Raw genomic sequence first — 24532 nt, forward strand, 5'->3', positions numbered from 1 at the left:
GGGGTTGGGGGATGAGGGCTAATCTTACGGTCAGATAGCCTGATCGTTGCTGATCGCCGACAGGGCCTATACGATCAATAAATCCCACAAATCAGCAACGACAAATCTAAAGGACTTCTCCTTATGCGCGGTTGGCAGATGGTCATTTCCGGAATACTTGCCCTCACCTGTGGCTTCAGCACCGTCAGCTGCACCACCACAGCCATTGAAGCAACTGAGTCCCGCATTACCTTCGAAGGCGATACACCAGCCTGGGCCGATTCCGCCAGCTCTGTGATGACAGAACTAGAACAGTGGCGTGGCCTCAGCTTTAAGGAAAATTTAGTCGTTACCTTTCAGCCCCAGAACGATCCGGGGCTCAATGGCTGGTATAACTCCGAAACCAAACAGCTCGTTGTCACCACATCAGGCTCTGATGAGCTGGGGCGTGGCGTCATGCTCCACGAGATGTTTCATGCCCTGCAGGATCAGCACTTTGACCTCTACAATCTACATCTGCAAAGCCAGGACAACTCTGACTACGATCAGGCTGTCACTGCCGTCATTGAAGGCGAAGCGATGCTGGCCGTCAGCGAGCTGCTGAACTATGACTTCCTTGCCCACGCTAAACTGCCCCCCGAAGGTCCCATTAATGACCGGCTCTTTGAGAATATTTTTCTTTATGGCGCTGGTCTCAAATTTATTAAGGCTGTGCGCGATCAAGGGGGCTGGGAAGCAGTAGATGCAGTCTTTGCTGATCCCCCCCAGGCGACTACGCTGATTTTGAATCCACAACGCTATTTGGCCGGAGAGCGGACGGTTGAACCAACGGAAATTCCTCTGGAAACAGGTGAAACTCTAGATAGCAAGACTATCCGTGGTGAATATGCCATACGTCTCATGCTGGCCCAACGGCCTGAAACACGTCATCTGGTAGACAGTATGGACAACAGCTATGTGACAGACACGCTGGGAGTGCTTACGAACAGCGAGGGTGATAGGGTCCATCGCTGGGTGATTGAACTCAATGGTCAGGAGACTTCTGAGGCATTAGCCCAAGGCGTCAAGACTGCGTTAGCCGGAGAGCTAGGAGAAGAGCCTTTGATGGAGTTGTTGCCGAATGGTAATCTGAGATATCTCTTAGAGACGAAGATTGCACAAGCCTTGCCAGTTCCTCGTTAGGGCTGCATCAATATACAGCACCCTTTAACTCTAATAGGGTGCGCCCTTCAAGATATCGGCAAATTATCAGTACCTGTAGGGATAGCAGTGCATCCCTACAGGGTCATGTCTAATACGGTCCAAACATAAAATTAGTGGGTTCCGTCGGCTCCCTGCTGTAGTAAAAGTCTTTTAGGGCCAAGATTTATTGCTGGTAAAGCACCAGGACGAGATTTATAACACCCGATATGCCCCAGTCCCCGCATCAAACGTCAAGCCACGTTCTGCTTTTTGACCCGTAAATGCCCGCGCAAAAATCTCTTTAATTCTCTCATTCTGTAGCGCGCTATCATCCGTAAAATAATTATGATGCGCAACAATATTCGCCGCATCGGTAAAATCTAAATACGTTGCATTGCGTGCTGTCAAATTTCGGGGCCAATGACCCAAACGTGCTTTTTGTTCATCCCCAGCCAACGCCTTAGACGCCAACAGAGCCGCATCATCTTCATTAATGGTGATAAACAATCTATTGCGAAAACGCACCCGATTGACCCAGTCGGCATGGCCTTCATTGTTCACATCAGCAGCCAGCATCACAATGTTGTCAAATAACAGAGTCTCTCCCTGATAAATCGATGATGACAACAACCGCTTAAACAGATAATTACCCATGCTGTGCAGCGCCAGGCTAAACTTGCGTTTACAAGCCTGCTCTGCATATTTCTTGAAGTAATCTGCCAGCTTCTCAAAGCATCGGTCCAATGCTCCAATGGACAAGGCTGCATCGCGCTTATCATCCTGATAGCTAGATAGCCCCTCAAGGGTTCCCCCCCCGTTAGACGGCCAGGTAAACATGATGACCTCAAGGTTATACCGTTGCTCAATGGCATAGGCACTCTCTAATGCATCACCAAAGTCTGTATTGAATCCATGGACAAAAAAGAGTGCACTGGTATGATTTTGGCGCATCCGCTGCTGTGCCTTTAAAAAGGCAGCTTCGCTAGCCCACATGTCTTCACCGTTATACGTAGTACGGTCATCCAAAATATTGACCTGCCAACTACCACCAACCTTTTGCGCCTCCGCCAGCCGTAGTTCATTAGGCCCCTTCTGGTTAAATCTAGGCCCAAATCGTTCTTCTGGGTTGGCATCTGGCTGTAGATTTCGATTGGTCACTACGTACATTAGGCAATCTCCTGAATGCTCACGCTGATTCTACGCGGATCTCCACAGGCATCACCCCATTCTCCGGATGAAGCATCAGAGCGTAATGATCTGTATAGGGTGGAAAGTTGGGATAATTGCGATCGCAGTTACCGATACGCTATAGCCAGAGTACTCGTAATACTCCATTGTCAGCATTCATTTAGCCTTATGGGCAGATCTGCTTGACCCACCTATTATTATTCCTGCCACGCTATAGCCAAGCTGATCGCTTAAACTCGCTGCAAATATTGATAATCTTCATTTTTTAAGCAGTCTAATAGCTCAATCAGCTTCTTCAGGCGATAAACCAACTCTGATTGCAAACTTCCTTCCTCTAACTGCAGCAGAACCTGCTTACTATGAAGGACAACAGACTCTGTGAAAAACTCTACAAAGGTTTTTCGTGTTGATGGAGCTAGCTGCACAAGTGGCAACGTAAGTTGTTCACCATTGATAGATAGATCCGTAGCAGTTTCCTCACCAATACGAGCAAAATCAGTGCGTGCAAGCCATAGTAAAAACGTATCGGCCACCTCTACCCGACACATCGGCTGCTTATCGTCACTAAAAAATTCGATATCTAACATGGCCTATAACGCTATCTGCCTTGAGTATGCCGCAACTAGACAAGCAACGTATGATGGCAAGAAAACACTTTTTATAGTCAGTGTTCTAACAATAGAACATTTTTGTCATTGATGCCGCTACTTCTTACTAAAGTTAGGACCCTCCTCAGGACTCACCATGGGACTTTATTCAGGTTGAGACGTTATCCAGGTATTAGACACCACCAATATTAAATAAAAGCGATCGCAGCCTGGAAATACCGGGTCGATAGACAGCAGGATACTCTCTGGACAATCATGCCTTGCGCTACTCCTAATATAGCGAGGACCATCAGACAGGGGGGCCCTATAGTTTTGAAATTCCCTTTAAAAGCATAAAGCGCTCCTCAATTGAGGAGCGCTTTACAGGCTAAATCAAATTAGCAAGTCGCAACTAGATCACGACGACTACGCGTTGATGGAAGGAGCAACCATAGCAACAGGAGCCGCTTCACCAGCCGCCAAGTCTAGAGGGAAGTTGTGAGCATTACGCTCGTGCATTACTTCCATACCTAGGTTGGCACGGTTGATCACGTCAGCCCAAGTGCTGACGACACGACCCTGAGAGTCGATGATGGACTGGTTGAAGTTGAATCCGTTCAGGTTGAACGCCATCGTGGAGATACCTAGGGCAGTGAACCAGATACCGATGACGGGCCAAGCACCCAAGAAGAAGTGCAAGGAACGGCTGTTGTTGAAGGAAGCATACTGGAAGATCAAACGACCGAAGTAGCCGTGGGCTGCAACGATGTTGTACGTCTCTTCTTCCTGACCAAACTTGTATCCATAGTTCTGGGACTCAGTCTCAGTGGTCTCACGAACCAAGGAGGACGTTACCAGAGAACCATGCATTGCGGAGAACAAAGACCCGCCGAAGACACCCGCCACACCGAGCATGTGGAAGGGGTGCATCAGGATGTTGTGCTCAGCTTGGAAAACAAGCATGAAGTTGAAGGTACCGGAAATACCCAGAGGCATACCATCCGAGAACGAACCCTGACCGATGGGGTAGATCAAGAACACTGCAGATGCGGCTGCTACAGGAGCAGAGTAAGCAACACAGATCCAAGGACGCATTCCCAAGCGGTAGGACAGTTCCCACTCACGACCCATGTAGCAGAAGACGCCAATGAGGAAGTGGAAAATGACCAGCTGGTAAGGGCCACCGTTATACAACCACTCATCTAGAGAAGCAGCTTCCCAGATGGGGTAGAAGTGTAGACCGATAGCGTTGGAAGAAGGAATAACCGCACCGGAAACGATGTTGTTACCCAGAATCAAAGACCCAGCAACGGGCTCACGGATACCGTCGATGTCAACGGGAGGAGCCGCGATGAAGGCGATGACGAAACAAGTCGTGGCAGCGAGTAGTGTGGGGATCATCAGCACACCAAACCAACCTACATAGAGGCGGTTCTCAGTGCTAGTAACCCACTCACAAAACTGATCCCACAGATTAGCGCTAGAGCGCTGCTGTAGAGTAGTTGTCATGATAAATTATTGCGTTTTGAAGGTACGGATATGTATGGCTCACAAGGGATAAATAAGATTCCTTGCTTGCTTGTATACAAATGTAACGCATGTTTTTAATTTTCGCAATACACCTTAACAGTTGCTTTCGTTTTCACGTTGCCCTTGTCTGAGGTCACGAATATCAGGCAGGGCTAGAGGTTTTACCGAAGGCCAATGCTGGCTATCAAGACAGTCAAACACTTCAATCATGAGCAGTGTTATGGAGGCTCTCATGATTACGGCTCAGCCATGTCCAGTTCCAAAGCTATAACGTCAACGCTTAGAACTCAAAATAGATATAAGGAACGACCTGATCAGGGGCTAGCAACCAAGCCAAGTAAAACCCTGCTGGAATTAACATGAGTTTAAGGGGCCAACTAATCTGTAGTTTAAGCCGATATTTAAAGCCGTGAAGCAAGGCCATGATACCGGTCACACCAAGCAGAATTAGAATCACCCCACTCCGGCTGAAACCTAAGGATTCTAAGTAGACTTTTTGGGCAAACTGGACATCGCCTGCTTGACTCAGAAAGCGATTGGCCACCAGTCCGACATCCGCCAGATTTGGCAAACGGAAGGGTACCCAGCTCAAAAATACGAACAATTGAGTCATGGCCCAAGCTGCCATCACACCCAGCCAGCTACCCCAAAATGCCTTCAGCCTCGGACGTGTATCCGCCAGTGTCTGATTAAGTCGATGAATCACCAGGGCCATGCCGTGAAGCCCCCCCCAAACCAAAAAGCCCCACTGATCACCGTGCCAAATACCAGCCACCAGCATCACAAACAACAGATTCAGGCAGGTTCTCATTAACCCTTTCCGGGAGCCCCCCAGGGGGAAGTAAAGATAGTTACGTAGCCAGTCGCCCAGGGTAATGTGCCAACGCCGCCAAAATTCAGCAATGCTGGTGGTGAAGTAAGGGAAGTCAAAGTTTTGCGGTAGCTGAATGCCAAATAACAGTGCGCTGCCTCGGGCAATATCAACATAACCACTAAAGTCGAGATAAAGCTGTAGACCATAGGCAAAAATCGCTAGCCAGATATCTCCACTACCGGCTCGTTCTAGATTGTCAAAACTTAGGTTGACTAAAAGGCCAATGCGGTCAGCCAGCAGCATTTTTTTTGCCGCACCTGAAGCAATCAGCCAACCTGCTTCTACCCCTTGCTCCAGGTTAGGTAAACGGGGCTGTTTTAGTTGGCTAATGTAGCCCTGAAATCGAGTAATTGGGCCAGCAATCAGCTTTGGGAAAAACAGTTTGTAGGAAGCAAACTCAATGAAGTGACTGGCTGCAGGAGCACCACGGTAGATATCTACCAGATAAGCAATGGACTCAAAACAAAAGAAACTCAAACCCAGGGGCATCAACAGCTGCAAACTGGGGTTGCTGGTTGCCACCATCGGGAAAAAATATTTAAACCCCAGCAAAAGCAATACATTCAGACTAATGCCAACCCACAGCAATATCAATCGTTTGCGGTCCCAGTCCTGTTGAGCAAAGTGCCACTCTTCATTGGGAATGCGCCAATCGAGGGGGGCACTGAGACGCCGACCAATCAGATAGTTGGTCAATACCAGCCCTAGCAGCAGCGGCACATATTGGACTTGCAGTGAGGAATAAAATATCAAGCTAGCCAGCAGCAGCAGCCATAGCTTGAGGCCACGACCAGGCAACAACCAGTAAATCAAACTAGTGCCAAGGATCAGTAAACCGTAGGTAATAGATGGCAGGGTCATCGTGGCAAGGAGGGATTGATTAGTAGAGCGTTACTCAGCTTCAGCAGGCAACTTCAGCTTCAGCCAGGGAATCATGGGATCTTGGGCTATGCGGTTGGAGAGCTGATAGGCACCAAAGCGGTTTAAATGGCTAGGGTCAGAAAAATAGTCATAGCGCTGAGGCCATAGCTGGCCTAGATCGCGATATAGCAATCCTGATTCTTGGGCGGCAATCTGCAGCATGTAGCGTTGAAAGCGGCCTTCCACTTCTAAACGAGCAGGATCAAGATACTCGTCCGTCAAGGGTGTGTTGACAAAGACAATATCCACCCCCTTGGACCGGGTGTATGCAACGAGCTGTCGCAGGGCATTCACCTGGGGACCTTCCATTTGAAAAGCCTTGTAGTCACCATCGTAGGTACCTGCCACCCGTGGATGAGCTAAATAATAGGTGGCCGGATTAAACTGAATGGCTAAAGGCAAAAAGCCGTCCACATCAATTAAGTCGGTCTCAGTGGGGTTAACGGCAGCCGGTTGTCCTAGGTTCTTAGGGTTGATTTGATTAACGCCAGCAATCTTTTGCAACTGAGTACGTTCTCCGTAGGCCGAAGATATGCGGCCCAGGGCATCGCTTAATTGCTCATCGGTGCGGGCATAAAAGCGGTTTAGACGCTGTGCGGGATTTAGGCTTGGACCAGCGGCTTCACCATTATTTTCAGGAAACAACTCACCAGCGATCAGCTGCTGATATCCTTCTGAAGTTGCGATCGCATTAAATGTCACATCCACCCGTGAGCTATTAAACGCTCGTGCTCCATCGGCCCAAATAATTAGCTTTGGTAGGGGATAGTTGGACAGCAACTGCCGGATCACTAAATCAGCAATCTGAGCCGTGGCCCCATTCACTCCAAAGTTAAATATGCTGACATCGTCATGGCCCAGGGTCCCTAAGGCTCGCTTCAACGCTGACGGATCCACCCCTCGCAGGGCACGGGAGCTGCCAAAAATCAGTACATCCGGCGGCCCTTCTTTAGCCACACGCCAGTCATATAGGGCTAACTTTTCATTTAGCTGTTGGCTCGTAAATGAAGGAAAGGGAGACGATTCCAGGACTTCAGTCATGGAAACCGTTGTTTGGAGAGGGCTACCTAACAAGTCGCTATCATTGATGGCCGAACTGGCAAATCCTGGCAGCTCATCGTTCAAACTGATCGAGGCATCGCCATCCTTTTGACCCCAATTCAGCTGAGCCAGTTCTTCTTCAAAAGTGGAGAGCGGCTTCCGTTCAGGCGTTTTTGCCGTCGTCGTTTGCTGGGCTTGGAGGGCTAGCGACCGCGCCTTAAATAACTGACCGGCGATCCAATCTGCTTGAAATGCCAGCAATAATCCCAAGGTGGCCCAGGCTAGGGCAATGCCTCGTCTGCTGGGTAAGTGCGCGCCGACCAACGGTTCTTCAGGATTATTGGCAGCGGAGGCAAACAATTGAGTTTTAATCAGTAGCGATCGCAGGTGCTCAAGGGTGCGATTGGGCCAATTTTGCTCCGCAGCATCCCCATCCGCCGTCTCATCTTGCTGAATTAGATCTCCTAAATATGCATCAGAAGCGGCAAATTCGGGAACCGCTTCTGGCACCAAACGCTTCTTGGGCTGACGATCAAATCCATAGTTCCAGTCTGGGCGCTTTTGCCCCGCGCGGCGACCATAGATGCGGATACCCACCAGTCCTTTAATTGGATGCTGACGGAGATACTGCTTGAGTTGGGGCACCACCTGACGCTGTAACGGACATGTGGGCGCATCGATCATAATGTGTAGCCGTCGTTCCCGTCGCAGCAACTGCACTCGGATGCCGCCCGTCGATAGCTGTTCGTCTAAATCGGGATTGAGCTGTTTGGTCAGACAGTAGGCAATGGCTGGTAAGTCACCTTGTCGCGCTAGCTCCTGAGTGGAAACAGCCAGATCTGCATGTTCGCTGGCTGGCAAGTCCAGGCACTTAAGCCATACTGGATTCACACTGTCCAGATTTGGTCCATAAACGATGGCCCGACCGACTCCCTGGGGAGCAAGCTGCTCCAACAGAGGTGCGATCGCATCCATAATCTCCGTTTCAGAGCCCTCTTCAGAGGAGGAAGCCTCTCCACTGCTGGCAACGGTTTGCCCCACTGCCAACGGTTGACACACCAGATGCAGCGTAGAATCCTTAACCTCGGGCAGCACACTCACATCCAGGGGAGCCAGCGCCTGATTTAGCAGGCGAGTAATGGATTCCGTATCACCCCAGCGACTCCATTCCTTTAGAATTTCCTCATCCGGCGTCAGATCCACCCGCAGTCGCCAGTCGGGGGTATCTTCCCCCAACACCTGCACCGAAATCACAGCATCCTGAAACTGGGTCAGTTTTAGATCCCGTAACCGCTGGGCCGTAGGTTCAGCAATCATGGCCGGGTCAGGACTGTAGGCGGCTCGACACAAAATCCACAGCCGGTTGATTAAATCTCGGCGGGGGTCAGCGGCCACCGCATGGGCCGTAATCACACCCTGGGCCCGTTTCGCCTTACCGGGTAAAGCATTAACCACCACATCTACCCCTACATCCAGGGCGCTCAGGGTTTGACTAAGGTAGCGTGCGATCGCATCCGGATCACCCTTACGGGCCAGGCTAGCATTGGAAAGTACAATGGCGGAGGTGGCGTCATCCAAGTACCCAATACCCGAAGTTAGATGGGCGGTTGAGCGCTTCATTTCCTCAAGATCAGCACTGGTTTCCACCAGCTGCTCTAAATGGCGCTCTAGACGATTTAGATAAATGGGTGTTGACCAATCGGGTTTTTGTTCTTCAGAACGGCCACTATAAAAATAGAGTTGGTAAATTTGAGGGAAATCTTTGAGTAGCTCGGCTTTACGGTCTGGATCGAGTAGCGATCTCACCAGTCGCAATAGAACATACTCTCGATCTAGGCCTTTAGCAGATTGGGCATAAACATGCAGGATATTGCCCCTCAGCTTCATCTTCAAGCTACAGTCAGAATTATTGACCACATCTTCAAGCCAGGGCAGTAACACCGTGGGGTCCAATGTTGGTGGTTGATCAGATTTTACGTGACTGAACATAGCCCCTTAGATCCCCTAACAGCTCGACGACCAAAACGCTTCGACCGCAAAAATGTAATTTCCCAAGCAGGTTTAGTCAAGTAGCAACTCCAAGTTGCACCTTAGGGATAGCACAGATACGGGAAAAACTAACCTCATGAATCCAGTCTTTAGTAACTCCCATCGGGTCAACCCTCGTTCTCCGTCAAAGTCGTCCATAGACACATACGCTACGAACAGTAACTTTGAACTATGGATCTTGATACAGTTCGCAATATTACAAGCAGAACAGCATCTAGAATTAGCAGCACCTGCTAGGTTGTAGATAGGCCTTTCCCTAAGGAAAGATTTAGATAAACCGCTAACACCCATGTGCCAGCATCGGCCATCTTATTCCCTAAAGTTGCTATACGTTTACTACGAGCCTCTTACTTATGCAACCTTTTCGTGAAAAATACACGCCAAAAACAGCCACCCCCCTGCCGTTGCCGTTGGTTAGTAATCCTCAAATTGCCCTAGCTCTGGCGACTTTACCCTTTTTAGCCTTCCTGATCATGGGCCGCACGTTAACCTACTGGCTCATGCAGTTTGGGATGGCCAGTGAAGAGATATTTCGCGGCATTCAGCTACCGGTACTAGATGCCGACCCCCACAGACCTTTATAAACATTTTGTCGATCATCCGAGCAGAAGATGCTTTGGAACGTCCGAAAGCCTCTACAATTTTCTCGGAGATGTGACCATGGGTTATCTCTGTCTCTCAGCCGTTACTGCAGACGTTGAATGAGTCCAACTGTTTCCTACCAAGATGATATGGCCCTTCAGAAATCCGAGAGCCTTTCTGTTCTAGAAGAGGCATCCGAAGCGTTTCTAAGGCACCGACTAACCACGGTTGAAAGCATCTGGGAATCAGTATTAGAGGCTGAATGCGGTGCAGACCTGGTCAGTTTACTCAAACATATTCGCCGCATGTGTACTCCAGATGGTCAGGCTGATCCGGCCCTGGATAATGCCAATGCTCTACAGCTGATCGAACAGCTAAGCCTGGAAGACGCTATTCGTATGGCTCGGGCCTTTGCTCTTTACTTCCAGCTGATCAACATTGTTGAGCAACACTATGAACAGCAGGATCAGCGGAAGCATTACCGGACCTTTGTAGATGGCATCGGTAATGGTTCCAGTCGTAATTCCCAAAATCCTACTGAAAACAACGATACGTTCTTACAAAACTTAGTCAGTACCGACATCGGCAAAGGTGCCCCAAAGCAGCAAGGCACAGGCACGTTCCACTGGCTGTTTCCTCTTCTTAACCAGCTAAATGTTCCCCCTAGACATATTCAACAACTGATCAATCAGCTGGATGTGCGTTTGGTATTTACGGCTCACCCCACTGAAATTGTTCGTCATACCATTCGTGATAAACAGCGGCGTATTTCAAATATATTCCGCCGTTTGGATTTGGCTGAAGAACAGGCTGGCATCCGTGAACAAACATCATCCTGGGAAATAACTCAGCTACAGGAAGAACTGACGGAAGAGATTCGACTGTGGTGGCGAACAGATGAATTGCACCAGTTTAAGCCATCGGTTTTAGATGAGGTGGACTTCACCCTGCACTACTTTGATGTTGTGCTGTTTGATGCCATCCCTGAACTATACCAGCGGTTTAATCGAGCCCTAACCAAGACATTTCCAGGCCTGAAACCGCCACGCCATCGGTTCTGTCGCTTTGGCTCCTGGGTAGGTAGCGATCGCGATGGCAACCCCTCAGTCACCCCCCAAGTCACCTGGAAAACAGCCTGTTACCAACGCAACTTAGTGTTGGATAAATACATGGCGTCCATCCAAAAACTTACAGGTTTACTAAGCCCATCACTCCATTGGAGCGAAGTATTGCCCGACCTGCTGGAGTCCTTAGAGCAGGATCGCTTGCAAATGCCCGATGTCTATGAGGAATTTGCAATTCGCTATCGCCAGGAGCCCTATCGACTCAAGCTGGCCTACGTTGAAAAACGCTTAGCAAACACCCATGTACGTAGCAAAAAGCTTTACAACGGCGATTATCTACAGGAAGAAGACGTAGTTGTCTCTCCAGGCACCTTATATGAATCTGGAGAAGCATTTTTAGCAGAGCTGAAACTCATCCATAAGAGCTTGAAAGATACGGGTCTCGTATGTCGAGAATTGGATATGTTACTGAGTCAGGTGGAAATCTACGGCTTCAGTTTGGCTCAACTGGATATGCGCCAAGAAAGCACCCGCCACTCGGACACAATTCACGAAATTACCGAGTACTTGCAACTGCCCAAGCTCTACAATGACCTTTCTGAAACTGAAAAAGTTGAGTGGTTGACCGCAGAACTCAGTACGCGACGTCCACTAATCCCCACCGAGCTGCCAATTTCAGAAAAGGCAAGAGAAACCATTGCCACCTTCCATATGGTGCGCAAACTACACCAGGAGTTTGGCCAGGACATCTGTCGCAGCTACGTGATTAGCATGAGCGACCATGCCAGCGATATTTTGGAAGTCTTGCTGCTCGGTAAAGAAGCAGGACTATACGACCCAGCCACCGGTGTCGGCAATCTGCACATTGTTCCATTATTTGAGACCGTAGCCGACCTGCGCCGTTCCACAGCGGTTATGGAAGAGCTGTTTGAACTTCCCCTGTACCTATCGATGTTGCAAGGAGGCTACACAGCAGACAACTCCTCAGAAGTGGCTTTGCAAGAAGTCATGCTGGGCTATTCTGACAGCAATAAAGACTCTGGTTTCCTCAGTAGCAATTGGGAAATCCATAAAGCGCAACAGTCTTTGCAGAAAGTTACTGAGAAGTACGGGGTTTCCCTCAGAATTTTCCACGGTCGCGGTGGCTCAGTGGGCCGTGGTGGCGGCCCGGCCTATGAAGCAATTTTGGCTCAGCCTGGCCGTAGTATTAATGGCCGTATCAAAATTACAGAGCAAGGAGAGGTTTTAGCGTCGAAATATAACCTTAAGGATTTAGCCCTGTATAACCTGGAAACAGTCACTACTGCTGTGGTGCAGGCCAGTCTGTTGAGCAATAGCTTCGATGAAATTGCCCCTTGGCAAGAAATTATGGAAAAGCTGGCCGTACGCTCCAGACAGCACTATCGCGCCCTGATCTACGAAGATGCTGAGCTGGTGGAATTTTTCCACCATGTCACCCCGATTCAAGAAATTAGCCAGCTGCAAATTAGTTCTCGTCCATCTCGTCGTGGCGGCAAAAAGGATTTACCCAGCCTAAGGGCGATTCCCTGGGTATTTAGCTGGACCCAGGCTCGCTTCCTATTGCCCTCCTGGTATGGCGTTGGCACAGCTCTAGAGGAGTTCATTGGCGAGGCTCCCGAAGAGAATATCAAATTGTTGCGCTCGTTCTACACCAAATGGCCTTTCTTCAAAATGGCTATTTCCAAGGTGGAAATGACCCTGGCCAAGGTAGACCTACAAATTGCCCAGCATTATGTCAATGAACTGGGTGCAGGGGAACGGCAAGATAGCTTCCAAGCCGTATTTGATCAGATTGCTCAAGAGTTTTACCTGACCACCCAAATGGTCTTACAGGTCACTGATAATCAGGCTTTGTTAGACGGCGATCCTAACCTACAGCGTTCAGTCCAGCTGCGCAACGGTACCATTGTTCCCCTCGGGTTCCTACAGGTTTCACTCCTGAAGCGTCTGCGACAGCACCGTGACGCTGCGGCTCTGGCAACCGGTGTCATTCAGTCACGCTACAGTCGAGGTGAGCTGCTACGTGGAGCAATGTTAACCATTAATGGCATCGCAGCTGGCATGCGGAATACGGGCTAAGTCAAAAAAAACTTTGACATTTTCCCAGCAACGGGTTAACTTTGTGGCGCTCTCATATTTTGTCTGTAGGCATAATCCTGCTAATTACAGGTTAGACCCTGTTTTGGGCTAGCCAGGCGCAGTCTTCAAAAAGCAGTCTTCAGAAATTGTTAGGGACATTGTTTAAGGAGTGAGTAACGATGATCAGCCTGCTTAAAACTATGCTGGGGCGTTTGGGTTTAGCTACTGTGGTCACAGCAGCACTGTTGGCTGCGTTGGATGTAAAACCGGTTCAGGCTCAAGCAGCCTATGGTAGCTATGTGGGTGCTGGCGGTACCCTAGGCTTAAACGATGATGACGACGGCGATGGTGATGGCTTGGGGCTGGTTATTTCGGGGCGCTATAAGCTGTTAGCAGTTCCGATTTCTCTTCGAGCTCAAGCGTTTTTGCTAAATGGCGATCTGGCGCTGGTGCCAACGGTGTCCTACGATTTTCCAGTGAGTTTTCAAACCGATGTATATTTGGGTGCAGGGGTATCCATACCCACTGGCGATGATGCATCACCGGTAGGAGATGAAACAGCCTTTGTATTGCAGCCGGGTATAGACTTTGCAGTGCCTGGCAGTAATCTTGTTGTCTTTGGTAATGCGATTTTCGCCTTTGATGCCTTTGATGATGGCGGTGGAACAGCTACAGCCGTTCAAGCTGGTGTGGGTTGGAATTTTGGCAACTAGCAGCTATCGAAATATAGCTAAGCGCCTGGTACTTCGTTAGATATCTGAAGGCAGGGAGGAATACCCAAATAGCGAGCAGCGTGCTGTGTAGGCAAAGCTGCTCGTTGTTGTTTAGAGACATTTTTTCGTAGAACGCATGTATTAAAATACGATTCTCAAGCTAGGATGGGCAGTGGCCACCCACGTCAATCCTGGCATGAACAACGAAACGCCTTTAGGTTCAGTTATTCAAGGCTCCCTGAGTCAGGGGCTGGAAGTGCGTCTCCATGCTGATGTGAGTGTGGAGGATATGCGGGTGGGCAAGTTTTTAGTGGTGCAGGGGGTGCGATCTCGATTTTTCTGCATGCTCACTGACGTCTCCCTGGGCACCGCCAGTCAACGCATCCTGGCCAACCCCCCCCACCCTACCGAACTGTTCCTACAAGAAGTCCTCGCAGGTGGCGGCACCTACGGCACCATTGACCTGGCCCCCATGTTGATGTTCACTCCAGAAGACGATGGAGATACGGTGGACAACACCCAACTGTTGCCCGTTAAAACCATTCCAGGACACTTTAGCCAGGCTTACGATGCCAGCGAACGAGACTTTCGCTCTGTCTTTGGCTGGGAAGATGATCCCCATCGACGCAATTTTGCCATTGGTCAACCCATCGATATGGATGTGCCCATCTGTATCGATCTAAATCGCTTTGTAGAGCGCAGTAACGGCATTTTTGGCAAATCAGGTACTGGCAAGTCTTTTCTCACCCGACTATTGCTCTCAGGCATTATCAAACAGCGCGCTGCTGTCAATCTCATTTTTGATATGCACTCGGAATATGGTTGGGAAGCTGTTAGTGAGGGGGCTAACTTCAGCACCGTCAAGGGGCTGCGCCAACTGTTTCCAGGGCATGTGCAAATCTTTACTCTAGACCCAGAAGCGACAAAACGACGAGGTGTGCGCGACGCTCAGGAACTCTACATCAGCTTTGACCAGATTGATGTGGAAGATTTAGCTCTAATTGGCCGTGAGCTGAATTTATCAGAAGCCAGTTTAGAAAATGCCATTATTCTGCGTAACGAGTTTGGCAAGTCTTGGATTAACCGCTTACTCACCATGAGTAACGAAGAGATTCAGGAATTTTGCGAAGTCAAAATGGGTAGCAAATCATCAATCATGGCGCTACAGCGAAAGCTGACACGGCTGACCGAGCTGAAATATATCCGCAACACCTGCCCCCACAACTATGTAAAACAGATTTTGGATACCCTGGATGCTGGCAAACAAGTGGTTGTAGAGTTTGGCTCCCAGTCCAATATGCTCTCTTACATGTTGGCCACTAATGTGATTGCTCGCCGCATTCACGCTAGCTACGTGCGCAAAGCCGAGCGCTTTTTACAAACTAAAAACCCCAGCGATCGCCCCACTCAGTTGGTTATCACCATTGAAGAAGCCCATCGATTCCTCGACCCAGCCACTGCTAAACAAACTATCTTTGGCACCATTGCCCGAGAGATGAGGAAGTACTTTGTCACTTTGTTAGTGGTCGATCAGCGTCCGTCTGGCATCGACAACGAGGTAATGTCACAAATTGGTACTCGCATCACCGCACTGCTCAACGATGAGAAAGACATTGACGCCATTTTTACCGGTGTTTCCGGTGGTCAGAATCTCCGATCAGTGCTGGCCAAACTCGACTCTAAACAGCAAGCTCTCCTATTAGGTCATGCCGTTCCCATGCCCGTGGTAGTCAGGACACGCCCCTATGATGCCAGTTTCTATGCTGAGATCGGTGCCACGGCCTGGGATGAACTGCCTGATGAGCAAGTCTTTAAAGCTGCTGAAATGGCCAGGGCCGATTTGGGATTTTAGCGTGCAGCGATCGCAACCATAGAAAAATCAACTTTTTATCCATAGACTTTTACCGATCTGTCCAAGTGTTCGGCCAAAAGCATTGGTTTAATTGACTTTAAAAATACCCGACTATTTTAGTCGGGATTGTTTGACGCTGTTTTCAGCACCGTGATACTTTCAAATTAATCTGTCATACATCAATAAGTCCCATGACCCAGGCCATCGACCGTCCACTCACTCAGACACTCCAATCCGCCACATTTACCAATCTCAAGTGCAAAGAGTGCGGTACCACCTATGAGCCCGCAGCTAAGCACGTATGTGAAGAGTGCTTTGGCCCCTTGGAAGTCACCTACGACTACGATGCAATTCGTCGTCAGGTCAGTCGCGAAAGTATTGCAGCAGGTCCTAACTCCATTTGGCGCTACAAAGCATTTTTGCCCGTTGCCAGCGATAACCCCATTGATGTGGGTACTGGTATGACGCCTCTGCTCAAGGCCAATCGTCTGGCTCGTCGCCTGGGTCTAAAAGAGCTTTACATCAAGAACGATGCGGTCAACATGCCCACCCTGAGCTTTAAGGATCGGGTCGTTTCTGTGGCCCTGACCCGCGCCCGTGAGCTTGGCTTCACCACTGTCTCCTGTGCAAGTACGGGTAACCTGGCCAACTCTACTGCGGCCATTGCTGCCCATGCGGGCTTAGACTGCTGCGTATTTATCCCTTCTGATCTTGAGGCTGGCAAGGTACTAGGCACACTGATTTATGACCCCACAGTCATGGCCGTTCATGGCAACTACGACCAGGTCAATCGCCTCTGTTCGGAAGTGGCCAACACTCACGGTTGGGGCTTTGTAAATATCAACCTACGTCCTTACTATTCTGAAGGCTCTAAAACCCTAGGCTTTGAAGTAGCTGAGCAATTGGGTTGGGAACTGCCCGATCATATTGTTGCACCCTTAGCTTCTGGTTCTCTTTATGGCAAGATTTATAAGGGGTTTAATGAGCTAGTGAAAACTGGTTTAGTTGAAGAGAAGCACGTTCGCTTTAGCGGTGCTCAGGCTGAGGGTTGCTCTCCTATTTCCCAAGCCTTCAAAGAAGGTCGTGACTTTATCACCCCTGTTAAGCCCAACACTATCGCTAAGTCCATTGCCATTGGTAATCCTGCTGACGGTATCTACGCCCTAGAGATTGCTAAGAAGACCAACGGCAATATTGAAGATGTTACCGATGCTGAAATCGTTGAAGGGATGAAGCTCCTTGCTGAAACTGAGGGTATCTTTACTGAAACTGCTGGTGGTACAACAATTGCCGTCCTCAAAAAGTTAGCGGAAGCCGGCAAGATTAATTCTGATGAGCGCACCGTTGCTTACATTACTGGTAATGGTCTCAAGACTCAGGAAGCCGTTAGCGGTTCTGCCGGTGAGCCCTTGTTTATCGATCCTAAGCTAGACAGCTTTGAGCGTGCTTGGGAGCGGGCAAATACGCTAAACCGTTTAGATTGGCAGCAAACCCAAGTTTAGACAAGATGCATGTAGGTTTGTTGCATGTAACGCCCCTACATGCAACAAACCATTACACTCCCCTGTTAAACTGATTTCTGTTTTATTTTTTGAGTTGTTGTTTTCATGGCTGTTAAAGTTCTCATTCCCACTCCACTGCAAAAATTCACTAATAACGAAGCCACTGTTGATATCGGTGGAGACAACATTGTTGCCTTATTGGACTCTTTAGAAAGTAAGTTTCCTGGCATTAAAGGTCGTCTGTGTGACGATAGTGGTGAACTGCGTCGCTTCGTTAATTTCTACGTTAACAGCGAAGATATTCGTTTCTTAGATGGCAAAGAAACAGCCCTTAAAGACGGTGACGAAGTAAGTATTGTACCTGCTGTTGCAGGGGGCTAAAAAGCTTCAATCTTAATAATATTGGTAGTGCTACTGGTCTAGAGACGCTAACAATATTTTCGATTTTTACTAGGTGTTGCTTAGGGCGTCGATGACAGAGTGCCCGCAGCACCTTTTTTTATAGAATTTCACCATGAAGCGTTGGCAAAAGATTATCCTGAGCTTGGTTAGTATAGGGGGGGTATTCCTTGCCTATCTCTGTCTAAGGCAACCCCAATGGATATTTCAGATGGTGTCCCAAATCAGACCAGGGGCACTATTTTTTGTCAGTACGGAAGAACCGGTAATTGCCCTGACGATTGATGATGGTCCCCAGGCTGAGACCACTGCAGCAATCTTACAAGTACTAGAGCGCCATGAAGTACAGGCAACATTTTTTATGTTGAGTGATGAACTACCCAGTAATGAAGCACTTCTCCAGGAAATTATTGCAAAGGGGCATGAACTAGGTAATCACATGACGACTGATGAATCCAGCATTCGACTCTCACCAACAGACTTTGAGACAAAGTTTTTGAGGGCTGACCAGACATTGTCCCCCTATGGCAACATCAGTTGGTTTCGTCCTGGTATGGGTTGGTATAATAACCGCATGCTCGATTTCATTGAAAAACAAGGCTATCAATTAGTTTTAGGATCTCTTTTTCCCTACGATACCCACTTACCTTCAATACAGTTTGCTCAATGGTTTGTGTTGAATAATCTTGACCCAGGCGACATATTGGTACTCCATGACGGTCCTAAAAATCGGGGAGAGCGCACAGCTCAGATATTAGATAAACTATTACCCAAAATTCAGCAGCGAGGCTACCGAGTTGTCACTCTAACAGAACTTAAAACCTATGATTAATTAGAAAAGCATTACAGACACAAGGATATTTAAATGACCTTTGGATAAACATAAACTACCTGGGCTAACAAGTTCATGATCTAGAAAATAAGCTAATCTCAGACTTCAATTCGTTCCAGTTAAAGCCCATTAAGCTTGCTTGTAAGTGTTTAAAGATGTTTATCTTCCCCTTTCCTCATAAGTCCTATTTTTTTGAAATGGGACTACTGCTGTAGGGTTGGAAGCAGACACAATGCAGTTTCGACCATTATTTTTAGCCGTATATAATGCTTGATCAGCCCAATCAATTAAAATTTGAGGTGAGTTAGCATGGGTTGGCACAATAGATACTGCACCAATACTAACAGTAACTATAGATTCTGCTACAGATGAAGTATGAGGAATAGATAGTTCATGAAGCCTTTGCTGTACTGATTTACAAACATGCATAACACCTTCAAGATTCGTATTAGGTAAAATTAAAGCAAATTCTTCTCCTCCATAACGGGCTGCTATGTCGGCAGGACGACGGGCACAGGTATGAATTATATTAGCAACTTGACGTAAGCACTTATCCCCATTTAGATGCCCATACGTGTCGTTATAGGCTTTAAAGCAGTCAACATCAATTAAAATAAGCCCTAGTGGTGCTTGCTCTCGACATAGTCTCTTCCACTCGTTCTCAAGTCTTTCATTAAATACACGACGATTAGCAATATTTGTCAGACCATCAAGAGAGGCAAGACGATGAAGTTGCTGATTAGCAAGCTTAAGCTCTTGCAAAAGTAATCTTTCTTTTGCCAATGACTGTTTGAGCTTTTGGTGAGCTAGATGTGCACTAATTGCCTGACGGACACGACCGCGAAGCACAGCCCAGTGAAACGGTTTTGTTACATAATCTACTGCTCCTACCTTATAAGCCTGTTCCACTGACTCAGTATCATTTAAACCCGTAATCATAAGTGTAGGAGGACAATTGTCACCATACACTATATGTAGTGACCGACAACAGTCAAAGCCATTCATGACAGGCATAATGGCATCCATTAAAATAATATCTGGCAATTCTTGTTGACATGCAGATAAAGCAGCTTGACCATCTTCAACAACTACAGTCCGATAACCGTCTTTGTGCAAAATCTCAGAAAGCATAAAATTTGAAACGACATCGTCGTCCACAATTAAAATTAATGGAACATGCTCTGATGAAGGAGCTATATCGAAGACTGTGTCCATATTTTTTGGTGTCACCGTGGTTGCAACCACAGTAATTTTTTTAGATCAAATTAGATAACTTACAATTAAAATTCCCCATCTTAATAAAAACACTGAAAAATGTTCTAGAAAACTAGTATTTTCTAATCAATGAAAGGACATGTCTGATATTGATTTAATTGATATCACAACACAAAATCAATTCATCCACATCTTTTGTTAAGATAGTTTCTATTTTATGATACTCGTCATGTAAGTCTTCCAACAAATTTGTTGCATCATCTATTTTCTTTTCACGTCCCATTTTCTCTAGTCGCGCACACAAGTTAGACAATTCAATTGCACCTAGAGCGTGACTACTTGATTTCAAAGTATGGGCGCTATGTTCTAGGGCAGCAGCATCCTTCTGTATAGCCGCTTGATCCATCTGTTGAATAAGCTCAGGAGACTCACTGATATAGGTGTCAACTAATTGCTTAAAGACGTTTATTTCTCCTCCCATCATAGATATTAAATTACACAGTTGATACCGATCTACAGGTGGTTTTACTGTTTGTATATCCTCGTTTACAAAAGGTGCTTCTATTACATGAGAAAGTATCTGAATATCTTGCTGCTTTTGATCTTTGGCCGTAATCTGTATTGATGCTGGTTGTTCTTTACGGCTCTCTTGAGCTTTGCGAGAGGGCACTCGCTGTAGTGCTGCCACTAGCTCTTCAATCTGAATAGGCTTACTAATATAATCATCCATCCCAGCTTTAAGACAAGCCTCACGATCACCTTGCATAGCATTTGCAGTAACTGCAATAATCCAAGGCCTATTGACAGCAGACCACTGCTCACAAATCTTTTGTGTTGCTGTTAAGCCATCCATATCAGGCATTTGTAAATCCATTAAGATCACATCATAGGATTGGCGCTCCAAAGCATTAATTGCCTCCAATCCATTACCTACAAGATCTGCTCGGTAGCCCATTTTTTTGAGCAATTGTGTCGCCAGTTGTTGATTGACACCATTATCTTCAGCCAGTAAAATTTGCAGCGGATGCTTTTCAGCAAGATGGTGATCAATTGTTGTTACTAATTTTTTAGGCTGTTCAAATTTGACGAACTTACCTACACAAAGTCTAACTAAATTCTCCAACAGTTGAGATTGCTTTATTGGCTTATTTAAGAATGCTACAAAATGCTTCTCAATATCTACTTGAGAGATTTGATACTTCCCTACCGAGGTGAGCATCATCAAAGGCAATGATTTTTGGTCTGGAAGATCATGGATTTCTTGAGCAAGGGTCATCCCATCCATTTCAGGCATTTGCATGTCCAAAATAGCTAAATCAAATACCTCGCCTCTTTCAAAACACTTTAAAGCTTCTGCTCCTGAGCAAGTTGTCCGAGTTAGCATGCCCCAAGACTGGGTTTGCTTTTCTAAAATCTGTCGATTAGTAGCATTATCATCAACAATTAGCAATCGTTTACCAACCAATTGAGATGAAGGCGATATTCTCGTTCGGCTACTTTTTTCTACTGTGGTCTGTAATGTAATCGTGAAAAAGAATGTACTACCTTGATCTGCTTGACTCTCAACCCAAATCTTACCTCCCATCATTTCGGTTAACTGCTTGCAAATAGCTAAGCCCAGACCTGTACCACCATACTTACGTGTAGTAGACGAATCCACCTGACTAAAGGCCTTAAATAACCGTGCTATTCTTTGGGTAGGAATACCAATCCCTGTATCTTTAACTGCAAAGCAGAGACTCTGGTGAGTTTCAGCTAGCGATTGTGATCCTGGCTCAGCTGGTGATGAGGATTTCCAATTAGTCACGGAAATGGAAATCTCTCCTTGGTGTGTGAACTTAACCGCATTTCCTAAAAGATTGACCAAAACCTGACGGAGGCGGGTAACATCTCCCACAAACGTATTAGAAATTGCTGAATCAATATTGAAGGCTAACTCTAATTGTTTTTCAGACGCTTTTGCAGCAATTAGATCAAACGCTTCTTCGATACATGCTCGTAAATCAAATGGATGAGCTTCAAGTTCCAGGTGACCAGATTCAATTTTAGAGAAGTCCAGTATGTCGTTGATCAGCGTTAATAATGCATTACCACTATTACGAACGGTAGTCACAAAATTACGCTGCTCATCTGTTAATGCTGTATCTAGTAAAAGGCTGGTCATACCGATAACGGCATTCATAGGCGTACGAATTTCATGACTCATCGTTGCCAGAAATTCACTTTTAGTCTTAGTAGCTGCCAGCGCATCATCCCTTGCCTTAGCGAGAATAATTGCAGCTTGCTGACGTTCTATTTCTCGTCCAACCCATTGGGCCATAAGTAACAGAAGTTCTTTATCAAGAGCACTAAAGGCTCCGTCCCGCTTTACCTGGCTCGAAAAATTAAGGGTGCCATAAACCTGGCCATCAACCAAGACAGGGGTGCCAAAGTAAGTTTCTAACTTTAAGCTTTGGTAACAGGCACTATTTGCCCAAGATGTGTTGCCTGCCGCAAGAATACAGAGGGTTTTATTACTGGCAATCACATCCTGGCAATAGGTATTCTCAAGATTTAAAAGTACTCCTTGAACAGATTTTCGGTTCGGTAGTCGGGCTAGGTAGACTTCATACTGCTCGTCCTGGATCCTAGATAAAACGCCGATTGGCAAATTAAATTGTTCACAGCCAAAATTGAGTAACTCCTCAATTGTTTGACTAAAATCTACTTTAGGGGATGCCGTTACTTCATAAAGAGCACGAATTGCGGCTTCGCTTTTAACTAAAAGTTGTTCAACTCGCTGGCGCTCTAGCAATTCCGCTTGTAGATGTTCGTTAACGTTACTTAACTCAACCGTTCGCTGCTCAACTAATGATTCCAGCTGTTCTCGATATTTTTCAAGCTCTGTTTCTGCTTGTTTCTTTTCAGTAACGTCACGAATTGCCAGTACGGCACTCATGGAATGCGAATCTTCAAACTGAATGGAGGCCCAAGAAATCTCAAGAATTCGTAACGTGCTATTGTGATCGAAATCGTAAAAATTAGTCCCCTGACATTGTTGTGACAGGGCTAAACTTCCTGGATGCTCAAAAACTGTTAATACCTGATTACCCTGGGATAAGGGTAGTACGTCAATTAGATTTTTACTCAGCAGCATTAGCTGCTTCTTTTGAACTAGTTTTTCAAATAAAGCATTGCACCACTGTATACGTCCCCGCTCATCTGTCCAGACGATAGCATCAGTTACTGCATCTAAAGCCACCTCCATCTTACCCAAGGTTTTACGCAGTGTATGCAACTGGCTTGCTAATGCCTTGGGATCAGCCTCTACAGACATTTAGGGGACCTCTATTTATTCTAAAGTGGGGAAACTCTCTCTATCCTTACTAATTGAGGGGAGTCAGCATGGCTCCAAACAACCAATCATCCTCGATTTTCTCTGCAATGATGTAGTGCTCAGTCATAATTTCCTGTTGACTTTTGGTAATAGTCATTAACTCCAGGGGATGATTCAAAACATTAGCCTTTTCAGATGCTTGAAATCGTGAAAAGGCCAGGTTATGAGAGTCTCTAAAGCTACTAGGAAGAATCATAGTAATCAGTTCTCCTATGACATCATCCTGGGACCATTCTAAAACCCTTTCAAAACAGTCATTAATATAAGTGATTAAACCTTGACTATTGGCAATTACAATCGGTACTTCATTAATTGCTTTAAGTTCTTCAATAGTATGGGGTCTAACGACGGTAGTCATTGTCATTTTCCTTATGTTGACGGTGTTTTGACTTTGCTGTATTTTTGGGTCGAGAGTGCATTAAATAAAATTATCGTTACAAAAATGCTTCATTCAACTCTGATTTTCGGAATCGAGCATGGGTAAGATTGCTCTTCAAAAAATTGGCGTTTTTAAGGTTGGCTCCTGTTAAATCTGCACTGCGTAAATCTGCATGACTCAAGTTCGCCCCCGTTAAATCTGCACCCCGTAGATCTGCTTTATAGAGATTTGCTTGACTGAGATCAGCACCGCAAAGAGTGGCAGCTGTAATATCTGAGCGACTCAAATTGGCTTGATGCAATCTAGCATTCTCTAAACAAATCCCTTCAATAATAGAAATAGATAGGTTAGCGCCGCTTAAATCTATATTACTCAAATCAGACCAGCTGAGAATCACATCGCTCAGGTCAACGTATTGAAAGTCTCTTTTCCCTACCCTATAACCCTCCAATAACTCATGAATAGTTAGTCTTATTTTCATGAAAAGTCAATAAATTATTTGCTATCTTTGATTACTTACATGTGATTTTTGCACCATTACTTCCTGAGTATTGAAGTAGCAAGGGATTTATGACTTTATTTCCCCTCTCCTAACATTGAAGTAAAGCCTATTTGATCAGTTAAATGCATGATCTTATGACAGGGAAAGATTGTAACAAATTTAGGAGTAACTTCTCGGAATACACTGTAGTAAATATTTTCTTTTCCAGGTATTCGACAATTTAACGTCGCCTGCCTACAGATAGCTTTGGGCAAAGGTTTTACGCTTCGAATTTCAAAAGAAATGGGGATGCCTATTGCTAAACGATTCAATTTTGGGAAAACAGAAGACTTTTCGAAAAGACTTTGAATTCTAAGATCTGACAGGGAAAAGCTTAGCTGTCCACCCCAAATTATCCCTCCCTTAGAATGGTAAACCCGTTTGGGTAGAGGGACCCAAGTGGAGAAGATTTTTCGAGGAACTATCTGAGTCTTTGAAGGAATGGCTATTTGAAAACCGCTGCACTTAGCGATCGCAACCTCATTAAAAACCTCTCCTGAGCGAAGAGCATCATACTGCATACATAATTCCTTGGAAAGTAAGTCGATCATTAAAAAGGCAAGTATGCTCTTTGAATATGCGGATTCACTTCAGTTATGAAAATAATTGAATGTACATTATCTACC

At 46.5% G+C, this 24532-nt stretch carries 18 protein-coding genes; 8 read left to right on the plus strand and 10 right to left on the minus strand.

Going from position 1 to position 24532, the window contains the following annotated elements; translation table 11 throughout:
- Positions 1 to 123: 123 nt before the first annotated feature.
- Positions 124 to 1161, plus strand: a complete 1038-nt coding sequence (locus SPB21_RS01235) for a hypothetical protein (RefSeq protein WP_499865099.1) — start codon at positions 124 to 126, stop codon at positions 1159 to 1161.
- Positions 1162 to 1374: 213 nt separating this feature from the next.
- On the opposite strand, the gene SPB21_RS01240 is transcribed toward SPB21_RS01235, so the two are convergent.
- From SPB21_RS01240 to SPB21_RS01260, 5 genes are all read right to left on the minus strand, one after another.
- Positions 1375 to 2328 (minus strand): alpha/beta hydrolase, encoded by a 954-nt coding sequence (locus SPB21_RS01240; RefSeq protein WP_163659410.1) that lies wholly within the window; start codon positions 2326 to 2328, stop codon positions 1375 to 1377.
- A 251-nt stretch (positions 2329 to 2579) separates the two neighbouring features.
- On the minus strand, positions 2580 to 2936 hold the full coding sequence (locus SPB21_RS01245) for a hypothetical protein (RefSeq protein WP_163659409.1): 357 nt from the start codon (positions 2934 to 2936) through the stop codon (positions 2580 to 2582).
- A 426-nt stretch (positions 2937 to 3362) separates the two neighbouring features.
- Positions 3363 to 4445: a photosystem II q(b) protein gene (psbA, locus tag SPB21_RS01250; protein ID WP_499061559.1), complete on the minus strand. Its 1083-nt coding sequence runs from the start codon at positions 4443 to 4445 to the stop codon at positions 3363 to 3365.
- A 301-nt stretch (positions 4446 to 4746) separates the two neighbouring features.
- On the minus strand, positions 4747 to 6201 hold the full coding sequence (locus tag SPB21_RS01255) for an MBOAT family O-acyltransferase (RefSeq protein ID WP_499865101.1): 1455 nt from the start codon (positions 6199 to 6201) through the stop codon (positions 4747 to 4749).
- A gap of 30 nt (positions 6202 to 6231) precedes the next feature.
- Positions 6232 to 9291 (minus strand): SGNH/GDSL hydrolase family protein, encoded by a 3060-nt coding sequence (locus SPB21_RS01260; RefSeq protein WP_499865102.1) that lies wholly within the window; start codon positions 9289 to 9291, stop codon positions 6232 to 6234.
- 413 nt (positions 9292 to 9704) lie between these two features.
- Between SPB21_RS01260 and SPB21_RS01265 the strand changes: the two genes are divergently transcribed.
- The 7 genes from SPB21_RS01265 (at position 9705) to SPB21_RS01295 (ending at position 18395) form a co-directional block, all read left to right on the plus strand.
- The gene (locus SPB21_RS01265) at positions 9705 to 9935 is read left to right on the plus strand and encodes a hypothetical protein (RefSeq protein WP_499865103.1); all 231 of its coding nucleotides are present in this window, start codon (positions 9705 to 9707) and stop codon (positions 9933 to 9935) included.
- Positions 9936 to 10052: 117 nt separating this feature from the next.
- The gene (ppc, locus tag SPB21_RS01270; protein ID WP_163665207.1) at positions 10053 to 13097 is read left to right on the plus strand and encodes a phosphoenolpyruvate carboxylase; all 3045 of its coding nucleotides are present in this window, start codon (positions 10053 to 10055) and stop codon (positions 13095 to 13097) included.
- A 179-nt stretch (positions 13098 to 13276) separates the two neighbouring features.
- Positions 13277 to 13810 (plus strand): hypothetical protein, encoded by a 534-nt coding sequence (locus SPB21_RS01275; RefSeq protein WP_163665205.1) that lies wholly within the window; start codon positions 13277 to 13279, stop codon positions 13808 to 13810.
- Between the two features lie 196 nt (positions 13811 to 14006).
- The gene (locus tag SPB21_RS01280) at positions 14007 to 15662 is read left to right on the plus strand and encodes a helicase HerA domain-containing protein (protein WP_499868652.1); all 1656 of its coding nucleotides are present in this window, start codon (positions 14007 to 14009) and stop codon (positions 15660 to 15662) included.
- 191 nt (positions 15663 to 15853) lie between these two features.
- Positions 15854 to 17164 carry a threonine synthase gene (gene thrC, locus SPB21_RS01285; RefSeq protein WP_163665201.1) on the plus strand — a complete coding sequence of 437 codons (1311 nt, stop codon included), beginning with the start codon at positions 15854 to 15856 and terminating at the stop codon, positions 17162 to 17164.
- A 105-nt stretch (positions 17165 to 17269) separates the two neighbouring features.
- Positions 17270 to 17545, plus strand: a complete 276-nt coding sequence (locus SPB21_RS01290) for a MoaD/ThiS family protein (protein WP_006519047.1) — start codon at positions 17270 to 17272, stop codon at positions 17543 to 17545.
- 229 nt (positions 17546 to 17774) lie between these two features.
- A complete protein-coding gene (locus SPB21_RS01295) occupies positions 17775 to 18395 on the plus strand; it encodes a chitin deacetylase family protein (RefSeq protein ID WP_499865105.1) in 621 nt (206 codons plus the stop codon).
- Positions 18396 to 18554: 159 nt separating this feature from the next.
- Here SPB21_RS01295 and SPB21_RS01300 read toward each other — a convergent pair whose 3' ends face one another.
- The 5 genes from SPB21_RS01300 to SPB21_RS01320 all read right to left on the minus strand — a co-directional run bounded on the left by SPB21_RS01300 (position 18555) and on the right by SPB21_RS01320 (position 24457).
- On the minus strand, positions 18555 to 19640 hold the full coding sequence (locus SPB21_RS01300) for a diguanylate cyclase domain-containing protein (RefSeq protein ID WP_348917989.1): 1086 nt from the start codon (positions 19638 to 19640) through the stop codon (positions 18555 to 18557).
- 124 nt (positions 19641 to 19764) lie between these two features.
- Positions 19765 to 22926 (minus strand): response regulator, encoded by a 3162-nt coding sequence (locus SPB21_RS01305; RefSeq protein ID WP_499865106.1) that lies wholly within the window; start codon positions 22924 to 22926, stop codon positions 19765 to 19767.
- A gap of 49 nt (positions 22927 to 22975) precedes the next feature.
- A complete protein-coding gene (locus tag SPB21_RS01310) occupies positions 22976 to 23344 on the minus strand; it encodes a PAS domain-containing protein (RefSeq protein WP_163665193.1) in 369 nt (122 codons plus the stop codon).
- Positions 23345 to 23420: 76 nt separating this feature from the next.
- A complete protein-coding gene (locus SPB21_RS01315; RefSeq protein WP_163665191.1) occupies positions 23421 to 23846 on the minus strand; it encodes a pentapeptide repeat-containing protein in 426 nt (141 codons plus the stop codon).
- A 95-nt stretch (positions 23847 to 23941) separates the two neighbouring features.
- Positions 23942 to 24457, minus strand: a complete 516-nt coding sequence (locus SPB21_RS01320; protein WP_499865108.1) for a hypothetical protein — start codon at positions 24455 to 24457, stop codon at positions 23942 to 23944.
- Positions 24458 to 24532 lie beyond the last annotated feature (75 nt).

This window comes from Leptothoe sp. ISB3NOV94-8A (assembly GCF_043421595.1).
In the GTDB taxonomy this organism is placed as follows: Bacteria; Cyanobacteriota; Cyanobacteriia; order Phormidesmidales; family Phormidesmidaceae; genus Leptothoe; species Leptothoe turfae.